12 protein-coding genes are annotated in these 16,748 nt (G+C 60.0%); 8 read left to right on the top strand and 4 right to left on the bottom strand.

Annotated features, from left to right (window positions below):
* Positions 1-19: 19 nt before the first annotated feature.
* The 3 genes from AC1RP7_RS18025 to rloA are packed head-to-tail and all read right to left on the bottom strand — an operon-like array spanning position 20 to position 3,083.
* Positions 20-1,006: an alpha-L-glutamate ligase-like protein RloC gene (locus AC1RP7_RS18025; RefSeq protein ID WP_492625176.1), complete on the bottom strand. Its 987-nt coding sequence runs from the start codon at positions 1,004-1,006 to the stop codon at positions 20-22.
* Complete coding sequence (gene rloB / locus AC1RP7_RS18020; protein ID WP_057715711.1) at positions 1,006-2,541, bottom strand: osmotic stress tolerance membrane protein RloB; 1,536 nt, start codon at positions 2,539-2,541, stop codon at positions 1,006-1,008. The genes AC1RP7_RS18025 and rloB overlap by 1 nt, the downstream gene beginning before the upstream one ends.
* Positions 2,542-2,546: 5 nt before the next feature.
* Positions 2,547-3,083, bottom strand: a complete 537-nt coding sequence (gene rloA / locus AC1RP7_RS18015; protein WP_046042906.1) for a retropepsin-like aspartic peptidase RloA — start codon at positions 3,081-3,083, stop codon at positions 2,547-2,549.
* Between the two features lie 297 nt (positions 3,084-3,380).
* Here rloA and AC1RP7_RS18010 point away from each other — a divergent pair, with 297 nt between their 5' ends.
* The 6 genes from AC1RP7_RS18010 (at position 3,381) to prpD (ending at position 12,005) form a co-directional block, all read left to right on the top strand.
* Complete coding sequence (locus AC1RP7_RS18010) at positions 3,381-4,100, top strand: GntR family transcriptional regulator (protein WP_008048579.1); 720 nt, start codon at positions 3,381-3,383, stop codon at positions 4,098-4,100.
* On the top strand, positions 4,097-4,987 hold the full coding sequence (gene prpB / locus AC1RP7_RS18005) for a methylisocitrate lyase (protein ID WP_008017616.1): 891 nt from the start codon (positions 4,097-4,099) through the stop codon (positions 4,985-4,987). Before AC1RP7_RS18010 ends, prpB begins: the two co-directional genes overlap by 4 nt.
* Positions 4,988-5,148: 161 nt before the next feature.
* Positions 5,149-6,276, top strand: a complete 1,128-nt coding sequence (gene prpC / locus AC1RP7_RS18000; RefSeq protein ID WP_090454029.1) for a bifunctional 2-methylcitrate synthase/citrate synthase — start codon at positions 5,149-5,151, stop codon at positions 6,274-6,276.
* Between the two features lie 196 nt (positions 6,277-6,472).
* Entirely contained in the window at positions 6,473-9,067 is a 2,595-nt protein-coding gene (acnD, locus tag AC1RP7_RS17995; RefSeq protein WP_057715708.1) for a Fe/S-dependent 2-methylisocitrate dehydratase AcnD, read from the top strand.
* A 66-nt stretch (positions 9,068-9,133) separates the two neighbouring features.
* Entirely contained in the window at positions 9,134-10,324 is a 1,191-nt protein-coding gene (prpF, locus tag AC1RP7_RS17990; RefSeq protein WP_218496789.1) for a 2-methylaconitate cis-trans isomerase PrpF, read from the top strand.
* Positions 10,325-10,520: 196 nt separating this feature from the next.
* Entirely contained in the window at positions 10,521-12,005 is a 1,485-nt protein-coding gene (gene prpD, locus AC1RP7_RS17985) for a 2-methylcitrate dehydratase (RefSeq protein WP_493181781.1), read from the top strand.
* Between the two features lie 117 nt (positions 12,006-12,122).
* Here the strand turns inward: prpD and ppsR are convergent, their stop codons facing one another.
* Entirely contained in the window at positions 12,123-12,941 is an 819-nt protein-coding gene (gene ppsR / locus AC1RP7_RS17980) for a posphoenolpyruvate synthetase regulatory kinase/phosphorylase PpsR (protein ID WP_008048584.1), read from the bottom strand.
* Positions 12,942-13,115: 174 nt separating this feature from the next.
* Between ppsR and ppsA the strand changes: the two genes are divergently transcribed.
* Together ppsA and AC1RP7_RS17970 are read left to right on the top strand one after the other, a co-directional pair.
* The gene (gene ppsA, locus AC1RP7_RS17975; RefSeq protein ID WP_493181782.1) at positions 13,116-15,491 is read left to right on the top strand and encodes a phosphoenolpyruvate synthase; all 2,376 of its coding nucleotides are present in this window, start codon (positions 13,116-13,118) and stop codon (positions 15,489-15,491) included.
* Between the two features lie 197 nt (positions 15,492-15,688).
* A complete protein-coding gene (locus AC1RP7_RS17970) occupies positions 15,689-16,678 on the top strand; it encodes an alpha/beta fold hydrolase (RefSeq protein WP_090454039.1) in 990 nt (329 codons plus the stop codon).
* Positions 16,679-16,748 lie beyond the last annotated feature (70 nt).

The raw sequence follows: 16,748 nt of genomic DNA, 5'->3' as shown, positions 1-16,748 counted from the left end.
CGCGAGCAAGAGAAGGGCCTCAGCCCTCGACCGCAGGAATATGCCCAAACATCTCCTGCACAAACGCCACGCGCTCTTCGACCGATTCACTCACGCCACGCGCCTTCATGTCTTCCAGCCGCGCCTCGACCGCATGAGTGCGCAACGTCAGGCCGCAGTCATTGGCAATCTGGATATTCAGCCCCGGCCGGGCGTTGAGCTCCAGAATCAGCGGGCCTTTTTCCTGGTCCAGGACCATGTCGACACCGATGTAGCCCAGGCCGCACAACTCATAGCAACCAGCGGCGAGTTTCATGAAACCGTCCCAGTAGGGCAGTTGCACGCCATCCACTGCATTGGTGGTGTCCGGGTGTTTGTTGATGATGTTGTTCAGCCAGGTGCCGCGCAGGGTCAGGCCGGTGGCCAGGTCCACACCGACGCCGATGGCGCCCTGGTGCAGGTTGGCCTTGCCGTTGGACTGGCGCGTCGGCAGGCGCAACATGGCCATCACCGGGTAGCCCATCAAAACAATGATGCGAATGTCCGGCACGCCTTCGTAACTGATGCTCTTGAAGATCTGGTCCGGAATCACGCGGTATTCGATCAGCGCCCGGTCGCGGTGACCGCCCAGGGAGTACAGGCCGGTCAGGATGCTGGAAACCTGGTGTTCGATTTCTTCATGGCTGATGATCCGGCCGGACACCGTGCGATAACGCCCTTCGAAGCGGTCGGCGATGACCAGGATGCCATCTCCGCCAGCGCCCTGGGCCGGTTTGATCACGAAGTCATTGCGTGCGCCGATGATCTCTTCGAGATTGTCGATTTCCTTCTCGGTGGAGATCACGCCATACAGTTCGGGCACATGGATGCCGGCGGCGATGGCGCGTTCCTTGGTGATGATCTTGTCATCGACGATCGGGTACAGGCTGCGCTTGTTGTATTTGAGCACGTAGTCTGCGTTGCGCCGATTGATCCCCATGATGCCCCGGGCTTCCAGGGCCTTCCAGGTCTTCCAGAGGCCGAACATCAGGCGTCAGCCTTTTTCAGGAAGGCCTTGAAGCGCACCAGTTCGGTCAGGCGGTAACCGCGATAACGACCCATGGCCAGCATGAAGCCCACCAGGATCAGCAGGATCGCCGGGAAAGTGAACACGAAGTACACCAGTTCCGGCACGCTCATGATCAGGTGCGCCAGGGACGCGGCGAACAGCGTGCCGACGGCCACTTTCATGGCATGGCCACCGCCGCGCTCTTCCCAAGTGATCGACAGGCGTTCGATGGTCATGGTCAGGATCACCATCGGGAACAGCGCCACCGACAAACCGCGTTCCAGGCCGAGTTTATGGCTGAGCAGGCTGATGGCCGCAATCAGCACCACCACGAACGTCAGCACCACCGACAGCCGCGGCAGCATTTGCAGTTTCAGGTGTTCGAGATAGGAGCGCAGCGACAAGCCCAGTGCCGTGATGATGGTAAACAGCACGATACCGAAGCCGAGCTGGGTTTCGCGGAAGGCCAGGGCGATCAGCACCGGGGTGAAGGTGCCCAGGGTCTGGATGCCGATCAGGTTGCGCAGGATCAGGATCACCAGCACGCCGATCGGGATCATCACCATGATCATGAAGGTCTGCTGGGTTTGCAGCGGCAGGCCGTACAGCGAGTACTCGAGGAAATTGGCGTCGGTGTTTTCGTCGGTCAGCTTGGCCAGGCGAATGGCGTTCATTTCGCTGTTGTTCAGGCTGAAGGTCACGTTGGCTTTCTTGCCACCATCGACCGTGATCAGGTTTTCGTCGCCGGTCCACCACAGCAGGCGGTCGGTCGGCAGGCCCTGTTCACCGGTTTCCGGGTTGAAGTACAGCCAGTCGGTGCCATTGAAGCTGCGCAGCCACAGTTCCGGCATTTGCGGCTGGTCGGCCACCAGGCGGATGGTGTGGACCTTCTCGATCGGCACGTGGGCGATGGACAGCAGCAGCTCGACGATTTTCGCCTTGTGCGCCGCGGATGGATCACCGGCCAGCAGCAGCTTCACGTTGTCGTCATTAAGGTTGTTGACCCGCTTGATGGCTTCGCCGACGAAAGTTTCGACATCGGCCGAGTGTTGGCGAATCGGTGCGAGCAGGGCTTCGGCGGCGATTTTTTCCGGGCCTTCGATGGTCATGCTGTCGCGAAAGGTCGGGCCTTTGATCTTGGCTTTCTCACCGGAATAACGCTTGGTCAGCACCAGGCGGTAATACAGCGTCTGATTGCCTTTGGCCCGGCGTGCCGACCAGGTGACCTTGCGGTTGCCGTCGACCCGGTTCACGGCCACGCCGTAGTTGTTGGAGATGAAGCTCTCGTTGAGGCTCACGAAGTCGCGGCTCAGCGGAGGCACGAACATCTGGATCTTGACCGGATCCTTGGCACTGGCGACGAACTCGACCTTGGCGTCGATGTTCCACAGGTCGTCGGTGGCGTCTTCGGTCACCGGGATGCCCAGCACGAAGATCTGATAGGCCGTAACTGAAATGCCCAGCACCACCAGGATGGCGATCAGCAGTTTCAGGTGAAGGGTAAGAGAGCGCATTTGAATTACTCGGCGGTATGAGCGTCGGTGGTGCAGGCAGGTTTGCCGGCAGCATATTTAAGGCTGGGGTCAACCAGAGCATCGAAACGTTTGAGGGCTTCGGAGCCAATCAGTAGCGGGTATTGGAAAGCGCTGCGGTCGGTCAGGTTCACTTCGATGCTGCGCAGGGCCGAGCCCATGCAGATGTCCAGTTCGATCACCGGGCGAGCGGTGTACTTCTTGCCTTCCTCCGGATCGTAGTCGCCGGCCCGGCGCTTGATCTTGCTGACACGGGCCAGCGGGCGTTCGATCGGGTGCGAATGGGCGGCGTCGATGGCCAGGTAAAAGCGCACCCACGACTCGCCGTTGCGTTTGAAACGTTTGATATCCCGTGCACTCAGGGAGGCGGTTTTCGCCCCGGTGTCGAGTTTGGCCGCCACTTCCAGATCGATGCCATTGAGCGATGCGTACTCGTTAAGGCCATACACGGTCTTTTCCCCGGCCATTGCGAAACCGGGCAGGCAAAGGAAATAAAGGAAGGTGGGGAAGGGCTTGAGTCTCATAAATCCTGATGCGCAGCGGTCCGACTTGATTCAAGGCCCTGGCATCGCTGCGCAAGCTCCCTCGTATGCCTGTCAGGTTTTTATGACAGGCAGTGCAGATGTGACAAACAAATGCGGGCGGCATTCTAGCACGGTGGTTTGATGGCGCCAGCGCTGGCCGGTGGCTATAAATAGGCCGGTTGCTTCGTAATGGTGCAACCGGTTATCAGAAGATTGTCGACAATATCGATTTATACTTTGACTGTGTCGCCACTATTCGATAGTTTTTGCGGCACTGGCTTACAAGGTGTCGACAATATGCTGGATCAACTCGATCCCCCGGTTTCTACGCAAGACGATACGGAGACGCTTTCCGAGAACGTCTTCCGACGCATTCAGGCGGCTATCGTCAAAGGCGATATCGCGCCGGGCAGCAAAATCTCCGAACCGGAACTGGCGCGCACCTACGGCATCAGCCGTGGCCCGTTGCGCGAGGCCATCCACCGTCTGGAAGGCCAGCGCCTGCTGGTTCGCGTGCCGCATGTCGGCGCACGGGTGGTGTCGCTCAATCACGCCGAACTGATTGAGCTATACGAAATCCGCGAATCCCTGGAAGGCATGGCCTGTCGCCTGGCCGCCGAGCGCATGAGCCTCGAAGAAATCGACGAGCTGCGTCGGGTCCTGGAAACCCACGAACGCGATGAGGCGTTTCAGGCCGGGAGAGGCTACTACCAGCAGGAAGGCGATTTCGACTTCCACTACCGAATCATCCAGGGCAGCGGCAACCGTACGCTGACCCAAATGCTCTGCGGCGAGCTGTATCAACTGGTGCGCATGTACCGCATCCAGTTTTCCACCACGCCCAATCGCCCGCACCAGGCGTTCGCCGAGCACCACCGAATTCTCGATGCCATCGCCGACCGTGACGGTGAACTGGCCGAGTTGTTGATGCGCCGTCACATCGGCGCCTCCAAACGCAACATCGCCCGTCATTACCAGGACGGCGCTAACCCGACAGCCAAACGAGGTGAGTCATGAGTTTGAACAAGAGCACTCCAGGCCAGCGTTTCCGCGATGCGGTCGCCAGCGAGCATCCATTGCAAGTGGTCGGCGCGATCAACGCCAACCATGCGTTGCTGGCCAAGCGCGCCGGTTTCAAGGCGATCTACCTGTCGGGTGGCGGGGTGGCTGCCGGCTCCCTCGGCGTGCCGGACCTGGGCATCACCGGCCTGGATGACGTGCTGACCGACGTGCGCCGCATCACCGATGTTTGCGACCTGCCGCTGCTGGTGGATGTGGACACCGGTTTCGGTTCCTCGGCGTTCAACGTCGCCCGTACCGTGAAGTCGATGATCAAGTTCGGCGCGGCGGCGATTCACATCGAAGACCAGGTCGGCGCCAAGCGCTGCGGTCACCGTCCTAACAAGGAAATCGTGACCCAGCAGGAAATGGTCGACCGCATCAAAGCGGCCGTCGATGCCCGTACCGATGACAGCTTCGTGATCATGGCCCGTACCGACGCCCTGGCGGTGGAAGGTCTGGAGTCTGCCCTGGATCGCGCCGCCGCGTGCATCGAGGCCGGCGCTGACATGGTGTTCCCGGAAGCCATCACTGAACTGGAAATGTACAAGTTGTTCGCCAATCGCGTGAAAGCGCCGATCCTGGCCAACATCACCGAGTTCGGCGCGACGCCGCTGTACACCACCGAACAACTGGCCGCTGCCGATGTATCGCTGGTGCTGTACCCGCTGTCGGCGTTCCGTGCCATGAACAAGGCTGCAGAAAACGTCTACACCGCGATCCGTCGCGATGGCACGCAACAGAACGTCATCGACACCATGCAGACTCGCATGGAACTTTACGATCGCATCGACTACCACACCTTCGAGCAGAAGCTCGATGCGTTGTTCGCCGCGAAAAAATAATGAACACCGTGTACCTGTAGGAGCGAGCTGGCTCGCGATGGTGGGCCATACACCGCGGGGTATCAGTTTTCCCGCGTCATCATCGGCGTCCATCGCGAGCAAGCTCGCTCCTACAGATGAAAGATTGGTTTCCCTAAAAAATTCAAGAATTGGAGACAGCAATGGCCGAAGCAAAAGTACTCAGTGGCGCCGGGCTCCGTGGCCAGGTAGCCGGGCAAACCGCACTGTCCACCGTGGGCCAGTCGGGTGCCGGTCTGACCTATCGTGGTTATGACGTACGTGAACTGGCGGCTGACGCACAGTTCGAAGAAGTTGCCTACCTGCTGCTGTACGGCGAACTGCCGAGCAAGGCGCAACTGGCAGCCTACGTTGCCAAACTGAGCAAGCTGCGCGACCTGCCGCAAGCGCTCAAAGAAGTGCTGGAACGCATCCCCGCCGACGCCCACCCGATGGACGTGATGCGCACTGGCTGCTCGTTCCTGGGCAACCTGGAGCCGGAGAGCAACTTCTCCGAGCAACACGACAAGACCGACCGCCTGCTGGCCGCGTTCCCGGCGATCATGACCTACTGGTATCGCTTCAGCCACGAAGGCAAGCGCATCGATTGCGTGAGCGACGAGCAGTCCATCGGCGGCCACTTCCTGCACCTGCTGCACGGCAAGAAGCCGAGCGAGCTGCACGTCAAGGTGATGAACGTTTCGCTGATCCTCTACGCGGAGCACGAGTTCAACGCGTCGACCTTCACCGCACGTGTTTGCGCCTCGACCCTGTCCGACCTGTATTCGTGCATCACCGCGGCCATCGGCTCGCTGCGCGGTCCGCTGCACGGCGGCGCCAACGAAGCGGCGATGGAAATGATCGAGCGTTTCTCGTCGCCGGAAGACGCGATCAAGGGCACCCTCGGCATGCTCGAGCGCAAGGACAAGATCATGGGCTTCGGCCACGCGATCTATAAGGACAACGATCCGCGTAACGAGGTGATCAAGGGCTGGTCGAAAAAGCTTGCTGACGAAGTGGGTGACAAGGTGTTGTTCCCGGTGTCCGAAGCCATCGACAAGACCATGTGGGAGCAGAAGAAACTGTTCCCGAACGCCGACTTCTACCATGCCTCGGCGTACCACTTCATGGGCATCCCGACCAAGTTGTTCACACCGATCTTCGTCTGCTCGCGCCTGACCGGCTGGGCCGCCCACGTGTACGAACAACGTGCCAACAACCGCATCATCCGTCCAAGCGCCGAATACACCGGCGTTGAGCAGCGCAAGTTCGTACCAATCGAACAACGCTGAATGGTGGCGGCCGGCACCGGGATCTGAATGCAACGCAGATCCCTGTAGGAGCGAGTTTGCTCGCGATGGAGTGTCATTCACATTGGTGTCGACTGACACGCCATCGCGAGCAAGCTCGCTCCCACAGTGGATTGTGTTCACTTCAAGTCTGGTGCCAGGCCCCACCTTTTGTAACTACCGTGACCGAGTCCTGACGATGAACACACAATTTCGTAAACCGCTGCCCGGCAGCCACCTGGATTACTTCGATGTCCGCGCAGCGGTCGAGGCGATCCAGCCTGGCGCCTACGACACCCTGCCGTACACCTCCCGTGTACTGGCGGAAAACCTTGTGCGTCGCTGCGACCCGGCCACGCTCACCGAATCCCTGAAGCAATTCATCGAGCGCAAGCGCGACCTCGACTTCCCGTGGTTCCCGGCCCGCGTGGTGTGCCACGACATTCTCGGCCAGACCGCGCTGGTCGACCTCGCCGGCCTGCGTGACGCCATCGCCCTGCAGGGCGGTGATCCGGCGCAAGTGAACCCGGTGGTGCCGACCCAACTGATCGTCGACCACTCCCTGGCCGTCGAGCGCGGTGGCTTCGATCCGGAAGCGTTCGAGAAGAACCGCGCCATCGAAGACCGTCGCAACGAAGACCGTTTCCACTTCATCAACTGGACCAAGAAGGCGTTCAAGAACGTCGACGTGATCCCGCCGGGCAACGGCATCATGCACCAGATCAACCTGGAGAAAATGTCTCCGGTGATCCAGGTGCGTGACGGCGTGGCCTTCCCTGATACCTGCGTCGGCACCGACAGCCACACCCCACACGTCGATGCGTTGGGCGTGATCGCCATCGGTGTCGGTGGTCTGGAAGCCGAAAGCGTAATGCTCGGTCGCGCATCGTGGATGCGTCTGCCGGAAAGCGTCGGCGTCGAGCTGACCGGCAAGCTGCAACCGGGCATCACCGCCACCGACATGGTGCTGGCGCTGACCGAGTTCCTGCGCAAACAAAAAGTGGTTGGCGCGTGGCTGGAGTTCTTCGGTGAAGGTGCTGCGGCGCTGACCCTCGGCGACCGCGCGACCATCTCTAACATGGCCCCGGAATACGGCGCCACCGCGGCGATGTTCTACATCGATCAGCAGACTATCGACTACCTCAAGCTCACCGGACGTGAAGACGAGCAGGTGCAGTTGGTCGAGAACTACGCCAAGCAGGTCGGCCTGTGGGCTGACAGCCTCAAAGGCGCGCAGTACGAGCGCGGCCTGACGTTCGACCTGTCTTCTGTGGTGCGCAACATGGCTGGCCCGAGCAACCCGCACGCCCGTGTGGCGGTGTCGGATCTGGCTGCCAAAGGTATCTCCGGTCAGTGGGACGATGTGCCAGGCCAAATGCCGGACGGCGCAGTGATCATCGCTGCCATCACCAGCTGCACCAACACCAGCAACCCGCGCAACGTGATCGCTGCCGGCCTGCTGGCGCGCAATGCCAACAAGCTCGGCCTGACCCGCAAGCCGTGGGTCAAGTCGTCCCTGGCACCGGGCTCCAAAACCGTGGCGCTGTACCTCGATGAAGCCGGTTTGACCGATGAGCTGGAACAGCTCGGTTTCGGCGTCGTGGCCTTCGCCTGCACCACCTGCAACGGCATGTCCGGCGCACTGGACCCGGTGATCCAGCAAGAGATCATCGACCGTGACCTGTACGCCACTGCTGTGTTGTCCGGTAACCGTAACTTCGACGGCCGGATTCACCCGTACGCCAAGCAGGCGTTCCTCGCATCGCCGCCATTGGTCGTTGCTTACGCCATTGCCGGTACCATCCGCTTCGACATCGAAAAAGATGTGCTGGGCGTGGTGGATGGCAAGGAAATCCGCCTGAAAGACATCTGGCCGAGCGACGAAGAAATCGACGCAGTGGTCAAGGCATCGGTGAAGCCGGAGCAGTTCCGTCAGGTCTACATCCCGATGTTCGCGATCCACGAAGACACAGGTCCCAAAGTCGCGCCGCTGTACGAGTGGCGCGAGATGAGCACCTACATCCGCCGTCCGCCGTACTGGGAAGGCGCACTGGCCGGCGCCCGTCCGCTCAAGGGCATGCGTCCGCTGGCGGTGCTGCCGGACAACATCACCACCGATCACCTGTCGCCGTCCAACGCCATCATGCTCGACAGCGCCGCGGGCGAATACCTGGCGAAAATGGGCCTGCCGGAAGAGGACTTCAACTCCTACGCGACTCACCGTGGTGACCACCTGACCGCGCAGCGCGCGACCTTCGCCAACCCGAAACTGTTCAACGAAATGGTTCTGGAAAACGGCAAGGTCAAGCAGGGTTCGCTGGCCCGCGTCGAGCCGGAAGGCAAAGTGATGCGCATGTGGGAAGCCATCGAGACCTACATGGATCGCAAGCAGCCGCTGATCATCATCGCAGGTGCCGACTACGGTCAGGGTTCGTCCCGCGACTGGGCGGCCAAGGGCGTGCGCCTGGCGGGTGTGGAAGCGATTGCCGCCGAAGGTTTCGAGCGCATTCACCGCACCAACCTGGTGGGCATGGGCGTGTTGCCGCTGGAATTCAAGCCGGGCACCAACCGCCACACCCTGGCCATCGACGGCAGCGAAACCTACGACGTGATTGGCGACCGCACCCCGCGTGCCGAGCTGACCCTGGTGATCCATCGCAAGAATGGCGAGCGCGTCGATGTGCCGGTGACCTGCCGCCTCGACACCGCTGAAGAAGTGTCGATCTACGAAGCCGGTGGCGTGCTGCAACGCTTCGCCCAGGACTTCCTCGAAGAATCGGCGGTTGCTGTTTAACACACGCTTTGCAGACACGGGACTTTGAGTCCCGTGTCTGTTTTCAGATTAGGAGTAACGAGCACCATGGCTCATGCACCGCAGATCAAAATTCCAGCGACATACATGCGCGGCGGCACCAGCAAAGGCGTGTTTTTCAGCCTGAAGGATTTGCCTGAAGCGGCACAGGTCCCGGGCCAGGCCCGCGACGCTTTGCTGCTGCGGGTGATCGGCAGCCCCGACCCGTACGACAAACAAATCGACGGCATGGGTGGCGCGACTTCCAGCACCAGCAAAACCGTGATCCTGTCGAAAAGCATCAAGGCCGATCACGATGTCGATTACCTGTTCGGTCAGGTGTCCATCGACAAGCCCTTCGTGGACTGGAGCGGCAACTGCGGCAACCTGTCGGCGGCGGTCGGTTCGTTCGCCGTCAGCAATGGCCTGGTGGACGCCAGCCGCATCCCGCAAAACGGCGTGGCGGTGGTTCGCGTGTGGCAGGCCAACATTGGCAAGACCATCATCGCCCACGTGCCGATCACCAATGGTGAAGTACAGGAAACCGGCGATTTCGAACTCGACGGCGTGACCTTCCCGGCGGCCGAAGTGCAGATCGAGTTCCTCGATCCGGCGGCGGACGAAGAGGGCGGCGGCGGTTCGATGTTTCCTACCGGCAACCTGGTGGACGACCTGGAAGTGCCCGGCGTCGGCACCTTCAAGGCGACCATGATCAACGCCGGTATCCCGACGATTTTCGTCAATGCCGAAGACATCGGCTACAAGGGCACCGAGTTGCAGGGCGCGATCAACGGCGACCCGAAAGCCTTGCTGATGTTCGAAACCATCCGTGCTTACGGCGCATTGCGCATGGGCCTGATTTCGAACATTGACGAAGCTGCCAAGCGCCAGCACACGCCAAAAGTGGCCTTCGTCGCCAAACCGGCGGATTACGTATCGTCCAGTGGCAAAGCCATTGCGGCGGGTGATGTCGACCTGCTGGTGCGTGCGCTGTCCATGGGCAAGTTGCACCACGCGATGATGGGTACTGCTGCGGTGGCAATCGGCACGGCGGCAGCGATCACCGGTACGCTGGTTAACCTCGCGGCAGGCGGTATCGAACGCAACGCGGTGCGCTTCGGCCACCCGTCCGGTACCTTGCGCGTCGGCGCCGAGGCCAGCCAGGTCAATGGCGAGTGGACCGTGAACAAAGCGATCATGAGCCGCAGTGCACGGGTGTTGATGGAAGGGTTTGTCCGTGTGCCGGGTGATTCTTTCTAAGATCATCCAAACACCTGTGGGAGCGAGCTTGCTCGCGATGGGGCCAACACATTCAATACGTGTGCTGGCTGATGCACCGCCATCGCGAGCAAGCTCGCTCCCACAGTGGCCTGCATTTCAATCATAAGAATTTGTCATTGACTGAGATTGCCCTGAACCGAGGTCCCATCAACGAACACCGCAGAGTGAATCGAACATGAGTGCCAACGTCGACCTGAACAACCGCCCCGACTACGACAAGGTCCTGCAGGACATTGCCGATTACGTCCTCAACTACAAGATCGAGTCAAAAGAGGCGCTGGATACTGCGCGCAACTGTCTGATCGATACCTTGGGTTGCGGCCTGCTGGCCCTGCGTTTTCCCGAGTGCACCAAGCATTTGGGGCCAGTGGTAGAAGGCACTGTCGTGCCATTCGGCGCCCGGGTGCCGGGGACCAGTTACCGGCTCGATCCTGTGAAGGCGGCGTGGGACATCGGCTGCATCGTGCGCTGGCTCGACTACAACGACACCTGGCTCGCGGCGGAGTGGGGGCATCCGTCGGACAACCTCGGCGGTATTCTCGCGGTAGCCGACCATTTATCACAAAAGCACCTGGCTAATGGTGTGGCACCGCTGACCGTGCGTACAGTGCTTGAAGCGATGATCATGGCCCATGAGATTCAAGGCGTGATTGCCTTGGAAAACTCGTTCAACCGTGTCGGCCTCGATCACGTCATTCTGGTGAAAGTGGCCTCGACCGCAGTCACGGCCAAGCTGATGGGTGCCAATCGCGAGCAGTTGTTGTCGGCGTTGTCTCACGCCTTTGCTGACGGTCAGGCATTGCGCACATACCGGCATGCGCCGAATGCCGGTTCGCGTAAATCCTGGGCGGCGGGGGATGCGTCCAGTCGTGGCGTGCGTTTGGCGGACATGGCGATGCGCGGCGAAATGGGTATTCCCGGTGTATTGAGTGCCAGGCAGTGGGGGTTTTACGACGTATTGTTCAGCCACACCAACAACGATCTGGCGCTCAAGCCTGAAGACAGGCGTGCGTTCAGTTTCTCGCGACCGTACGGCAGTTATGTGATGGAAAACGTGTTGTTCAAGATCAGTTTTCCGGCCGAGTTCCATGCGCAAACGGCCTGTGAGGCGGCGGTGACCCTGCATCCGCAAGTGCGCAATCGTCTGCACGAAATCGACCGGATCGTCATCACCACTCACGAGTCGGCGATTCGCATCATTTCCAAGGTCGGCCCGCTGGCCAATGCCGCTGATCGCGATCACTGCATCCAGTACATGACTGCCGTGCCGCTGGCCTTTGGCAATCTGGTTGCAGAGCATTACGAAGATGATTTCCACAAGGCGCATCCGATCATCGATGTGCTGCGCGACAAGATGGTGATAGTTGAGGAGCCGCGTTTCACCCGTGAGTATCTGGAGTCCGACAAGCGCTCCATTGCCAACGCGGTGCAGGTGTTTTTCAAGGATGGGTCGAGTACTGAAAACGTGGTGGTGGAATACCCGATTGGGCATCGTCGACGTCGGGTCGAAGGCATTCCGTTGCTGGAGGACAAGTTCAGGGCGAACTTGCTGACACGATTCACCAGTCAGCGTAGCGAAGAGATTTTTGCGTTGTGCAAGGATCGGCAGAAACTTGAGGCGACACCGGTGAACCGGTTTGTGGATTTGTTTGTTATCTAGGAGACCGAGTTATCGTTCATCGCGAGCAAGCTCGCTCCCACAGGAGATCTGCGGTGAACACAAATCAACTGTGGGAGCGAGCTTGCTCGCGATGAGGGCCGAACAGGCAAAAAAGAACTACTTGAAACGCCGCTCCACACCTTTCTCCACGAGAATCTTCGCGGAGATTTCTTCTACGGAAAAGTGCGTGGAGTTGATGTTCGGAATGTTCTCGCGGCGGAACAGGTTTTCCACCTCGCGAACTTCGAACTCGCACTGGGCGTAGCTCGAATAGCGGCTGTTGGGCTTGCGCTCGTTGCGGATCGCGGTAAGGCGGTCCGGGTCGATGGTCAGGCCGAACAGCTTGTGCTGGTGGGCGCGCAGGGCGGACGGCAGTTGCAGGCGCTCCATGTCGTCTTCGGTCAGCGGGTAGTTGGCTGCACGGATACCGAACTGCATTGCCATGTACAGGCACGTCGGCGTCTTACCACATCGCGACACGCCCACTAGTATCAGGTCGGCCTTGTCGTAATAGTGCGTGCGGGCGCCGTCGTCGTTGTCGAGGGCGAAGTTAACGGCCTCGATACGCTCCATGTAGTTGGTGTTGGCGCCGATGGAGTGGGACTTGCCCACGGTATAGGAAGAATGCTCGGTCAGTTCCTGTTCAAGCGGTGCCAGGAACGTCGAGAAAATGTCGATCATGAAACCATTCGAGGTTGCGAGAATCTCACGAATGTCCTGATTGACGATGGTGTCGAAGATAATCGGACGGAAGCCGTCGGTTTCGGCGGCTTTGTTGATTTGTTGTACCATGGCCCGCGCTTTGTCCACGTTGTCGATGTACGGCCGCGTGACTTTGCTGAAGGTAATGTTTTCGAACTGCGCCAGAAGGCTTTGACCCAGGGTTTCGGCGGTAATGCCGGTACCATCGGAGATAAAGAAAGCAGATCGTTTCATTTGCACCTTGGGCCTTAAGCTAGTGACGAATCTTGGATATGATAGGCGCGATTTGCCGGCCGCCATTGGCCCGCATTCTCACTTATTTTCCAGGTCCAGGCCATATAACCGGCAAATGCTCACTTAAGCAGCCGGTTTCTGAGCTTTTCCAACACAGTTAGTGGAGAGATCACCTTGGTAGAGTACGTAGTTTCCCTCGATAAGCTCGGCAAACACGATGTTGAGCATGTGGGGGGCAAGAACGCATCCCTGGGCGAGATGATCAGCAACCTTGCAGGTGCCGGTGTATCGGTGCCCGGCGGCTTCGCCACGACCGCTCAGGCTTATCGTGATTTCCTGGAACTGAGCGGCCTGAATCAGCAGATTCACGATGCGCTCGATGCCCTGGACGTCGATGACGTGAATGCGCTGGCCAAGACCGGTGCCCAGATCCGCCAATGGATCATGGAAGCCGAGTTCCCTGAAAAACTGAATGCCGAAATTCGTACCGCGTTCGCCACGCTGTCCGCCGGCAACCCTGACATGGCCGTGGCCGTGCGTTCTTCCGCCACCGCCGAAGACTTGCCCGACGCATCCTTTGCCGGTCAGCAGGAAACCTTCCTGAACATCCGTGGTGTCGAAAACGTCATTCGCGCCGCCAAAGAGGTGTTCGCCTCGCTGTTCAACGACCGTGCCATTTCCTATCGCGTGCACCAGGGCTTCGACCACAAGCTGGTTGCCCTGTCTGCTGGCGTGCAGCGCATGGTCCGTTCCGAAACCGGCACCGCCGGCGTGATGTTCACCCTCGATACCGAGTCGGGCTTCCGTGACGTGGTGTTCATCACCGGCGCCTACGGCTTGGGTGAAACCGTCGTACAAGGCGCGGTGAACCCGGATGAGTTCTACGTTCACAAAGGTACGCTGGCCGCGGGTCGCCCAGCGATCCTGCGCCGCAACCTGGGCAGCAAAGCCATCAAGATGATCTACGGCGACGAGGCCAAGGCCGGTCGTTCGGTCAAGACCGTCGACGTGGACAAGGCTGAACGCGCACGTTTCTGCCTGACCGACGCGGAAGTCAGCGAACTGGCCAAGCAAGCGATGATCATCGAGAATCACTACCAGTGCCCGATGGACATTGAGTGGGCCAAGGACGGTGACGACGGCAAGCTGTACATCGTGCAGGCCCGTCCGGAAACCGTGAAGAGCCGCACCCAGGCCAACGTCATGGAACGTTACCTGTTGAAAGAAACCGGCACCGTGCTGGTGGAAGGTCGCGCCATCGGCCAGCGTATCGGCGCCGGCAAGGTCCGCATCATCAAGGACGTGTCCGAGATGGACAAGGTCCAGCCAGGCGACGTACTGGTTTCCGACATGACCGACCCGGACTGGGAGCCGGTCATGAAGCGCGCGAGCGCGATCGTCACCAACCGTGGCGGCCGTACTTGCCACGCGGCGATCATCGCCCGTGAGCTGGGTATTCCAGCGGTAGTAGGTTGCGGCAACGCCACCCAGCTGTTGAAAGATGGCCAGGGCGTGACCGTTTCCTGCGCTGAAGGCGACACCGGTTTCATCTTCGAAGGCGAACTGGGCTTTGACATCAAGAAGAACTCCGTGGACGCCATGCCTGAGCTGCCGTTCAAGATCATGATGAACGTCGGTAACCCGGACCGCGCCTTCGACTTCGCACAGCTGCCGAACGCCGGTGTGGGCCTGGCCCGCCTGGAGTTCATCATCAACCGCATGATCGGCGTGCACCCCAAGGCACTGCTGAACTACGACGGCCTGCCGCTGGACATCAAGGAAAGCGTCGACAAGCGCATCGCCGGTTACAACGATCCGGTCGGCTTCTACGTCGAGAAACTGGTCGAAGGCATCAGCACCCTGGCGGCTGCGTTCTGGCCGAAAAAGGTCATCGTGCGTCTGTCGGACTTCAAGTCCAACGAATACGCCAACCTGATCGGCGGCAAGCTATACGAGCCGGAAGAAGAGAACCCGATGTTGGGCTTCCGCGGTGCCTCGCGTTACATCAGCGAATCGTTCCGCGACTGCTTCGAGCTCGAATGCCGCGCCCTCAAGCGCGTGCGCAACGAGATGGGCCTGACCAACGTCGAAATCATGGTGCCGTTCGTCCGTACCCTGGGCGAAGCGAGCCAGGTGGTGGATCTGCTGGCGGAAAATGGTCTGGCTCGTGGCCAGAACGGCCTGCGCGTGATCATGATGTGCGAACTGCCGTCCAACGCCATCCTGGCTGAAGAGTTCCTCGAGTTCTTCGACGGTTTCTCCATCGGCTCCAACGACCTGACCCAGCTGACCCTGGGCCTGGACCGTGACTCCGGCATCATCGCCCACCTGTTCGACGAGCGTAATCCGGCGGTCAAGAAACTGCTGGCCAATGCGATTGCCGCGTGCAACAAGGCCGGCAAATACATCGGTATCTGCGGTCAGGGTCCTTCGGACCACCCGGACCTGGCCAAGTGGCTGATGGAGCAGGGCATTGAAAGCGTTTCGTTGAACCCTGACTCCGTACTGGAAACCTGGTTCTTCCTGGCGGAAGGTCAAGCTTCGGCCTGATCCGGTGTAAACGGGCCGCCCCTTTCTGTGGGAGCGAGCTTGCTCGCGAAAAACCTCAGGACACCGCGTTTATCCAGGATGAACGCGTTATCGTTGACGTCCATCGCGAGCAAGCTCGCTCCTACAGGGAGCGGTCTTTATGAGATTCAAGCAGGGCGGGCTCCATCTGGATGCCGCCCTTTTTTGTGCAAGAGATTATGCAAAGCAGCAGCAACCTATTTCCTGTCGCCCTGATCAGTGCCGAACGGCGCGGTGATCTGAGCGAAGATGTGTATCGTTTGAAACCCGGTAACAGTCCCGACTTCACCGTCGAATTGGCTGTGACACGCCTTGGCATGGCCGATGAGTCGTCCTCCCGTGGCGTGCCGGTGATCCTGCTGCACGGCAGCTTTTCCAATCGCCGGTTCTGGTTTTCTCCCAAAGGCCTGGGGTTGGGCGCTTACCTGGCCCGTCTGGGGTTCGATGTCTGGATTCCGGAAATGCGCGGTCACGGCCTGTCCCAGCGTAACCACGACTACCGCAAGAACCGTGTTGCCGACTACGCACGCTATGACCTGCCGGCCATTGGTGCGTTCGTGCGCGAACAGAGCGGGCAGGTGCCACACTGGATCGGTCACTCACTGGGCGGTATTACACTGGCCGCAGCGCTGGGGGGCGAGTACATCGGTGAGCCGGTCGTGGCCTCGGCGGCGTTTTTCGGTACACAAGTCAGTCGCACCTACTGGCCATTGAAGATTCCGCCGGTAGAGTGGAGCGGTCGCTTCATTCTCAAGCGTTTTGCCCAGTTGTCCGGCTCAAGGCTCAAGCGCGGTCCGGAGGACGAGCCCATCGGCCTGGCCCTGGAAGGCATGCGCTGGTACGGTCTGTTCGGGCGCTTTGGCGATGCCGATAAAAACTGGTGGGCGGGTTTGGCCGAGGTCAAGTTGCCGGTGCTTGCCGTGAGCGCTGCGGGTGATCATCAGGATCCTGCGTGGGCGTGTCGCAAGCTGTTCGAACAGTTCGGTTCCGAGCACAAGCAATTCATCAACCTGGGGCGCGAGCAGGGCTTCGGCGACAATTTCGGTCACGTGGAAATGCTCGTCAGCAAGGCAGCCCAAGCTGAAGTCTGGCCTTTGGTGACGCGCTGGTTGGCCGATCAGCAGACACCTTTGCCGGGAGCGCAACAGGATTTGGTCGCGGCAATCTGAGCCTGACGCTCTGACAAGGGCATTTCGCTCCGGTCGGCTTGCGGCTAAGATATGACGCATTGAGCTGTTC

This window comes from Pseudomonas sp. GW822-FHT01E03, from assembly GCF_058802985.1.
The sequence above is the reverse complement of the archived record's forward strand: the minus strand, read 5'-3'. Positions and strand labels throughout refer to the sequence as shown.

What these genes read in the sequence shown, in the direction of transcription:
- AC1RP7_RS18025 (WP_492625176.1), bottom strand. Translation starts at nt 1,006, where the DNA reads ATGTTCGGCCTCTGGAAGACCTGGAAGGCCCTGGAAGCCCGGGGCATC.
- rloB (WP_057715711.1), bottom strand. Translation starts at nt 2,541, where the DNA reads ATGCGCTCTCTTACCCTTCACCTGAAACTGCTGATCGCCATCCTGGTG.
- rloA (WP_046042906.1), bottom strand. Translation starts at nt 3,083, where the DNA reads ATGAGACTCAAGCCCTTCCCCACCTTCCTTTATTTCCTTTGCCTGCCC.
- AC1RP7_RS18010 (WP_008048579.1), top strand. Translation starts at nt 3,381, where the DNA reads ATGCTGGATCAACTCGATCCCCCGGTTTCTACGCAAGACGATACGGAG.
- prpB (WP_008017616.1), top strand. Translation starts at nt 4,097, where the DNA reads ATGAGTTTGAACAAGAGCACTCCAGGCCAGCGTTTCCGCGATGCGGTC.
- prpC (WP_090454029.1), top strand. Translation starts at nt 5,149, where the DNA reads ATGGCCGAAGCAAAAGTACTCAGTGGCGCCGGGCTCCGTGGCCAGGTA.
- acnD (WP_057715708.1), top strand. Translation starts at nt 6,473, where the DNA reads ATGAACACACAATTTCGTAAACCGCTGCCCGGCAGCCACCTGGATTAC.
- prpF (WP_218496789.1), top strand. Translation starts at nt 9,134, where the DNA reads ATGGCTCATGCACCGCAGATCAAAATTCCAGCGACATACATGCGCGGC.
- prpD (WP_493181781.1), top strand. Translation starts at nt 10,521, where the DNA reads ATGAGTGCCAACGTCGACCTGAACAACCGCCCCGACTACGACAAGGTC.
- ppsR (WP_008048584.1), bottom strand. Translation starts at nt 12,941, where the DNA reads ATGAAACGATCTGCTTTCTTTATCTCCGATGGTACCGGCATTACCGCC.
- AC1RP7_RS17970 (WP_090454039.1), top strand. Translation starts at nt 15,689, where the DNA reads ATGCAAAGCAGCAGCAACCTATTTCCTGTCGCCCTGATCAGTGCCGAA.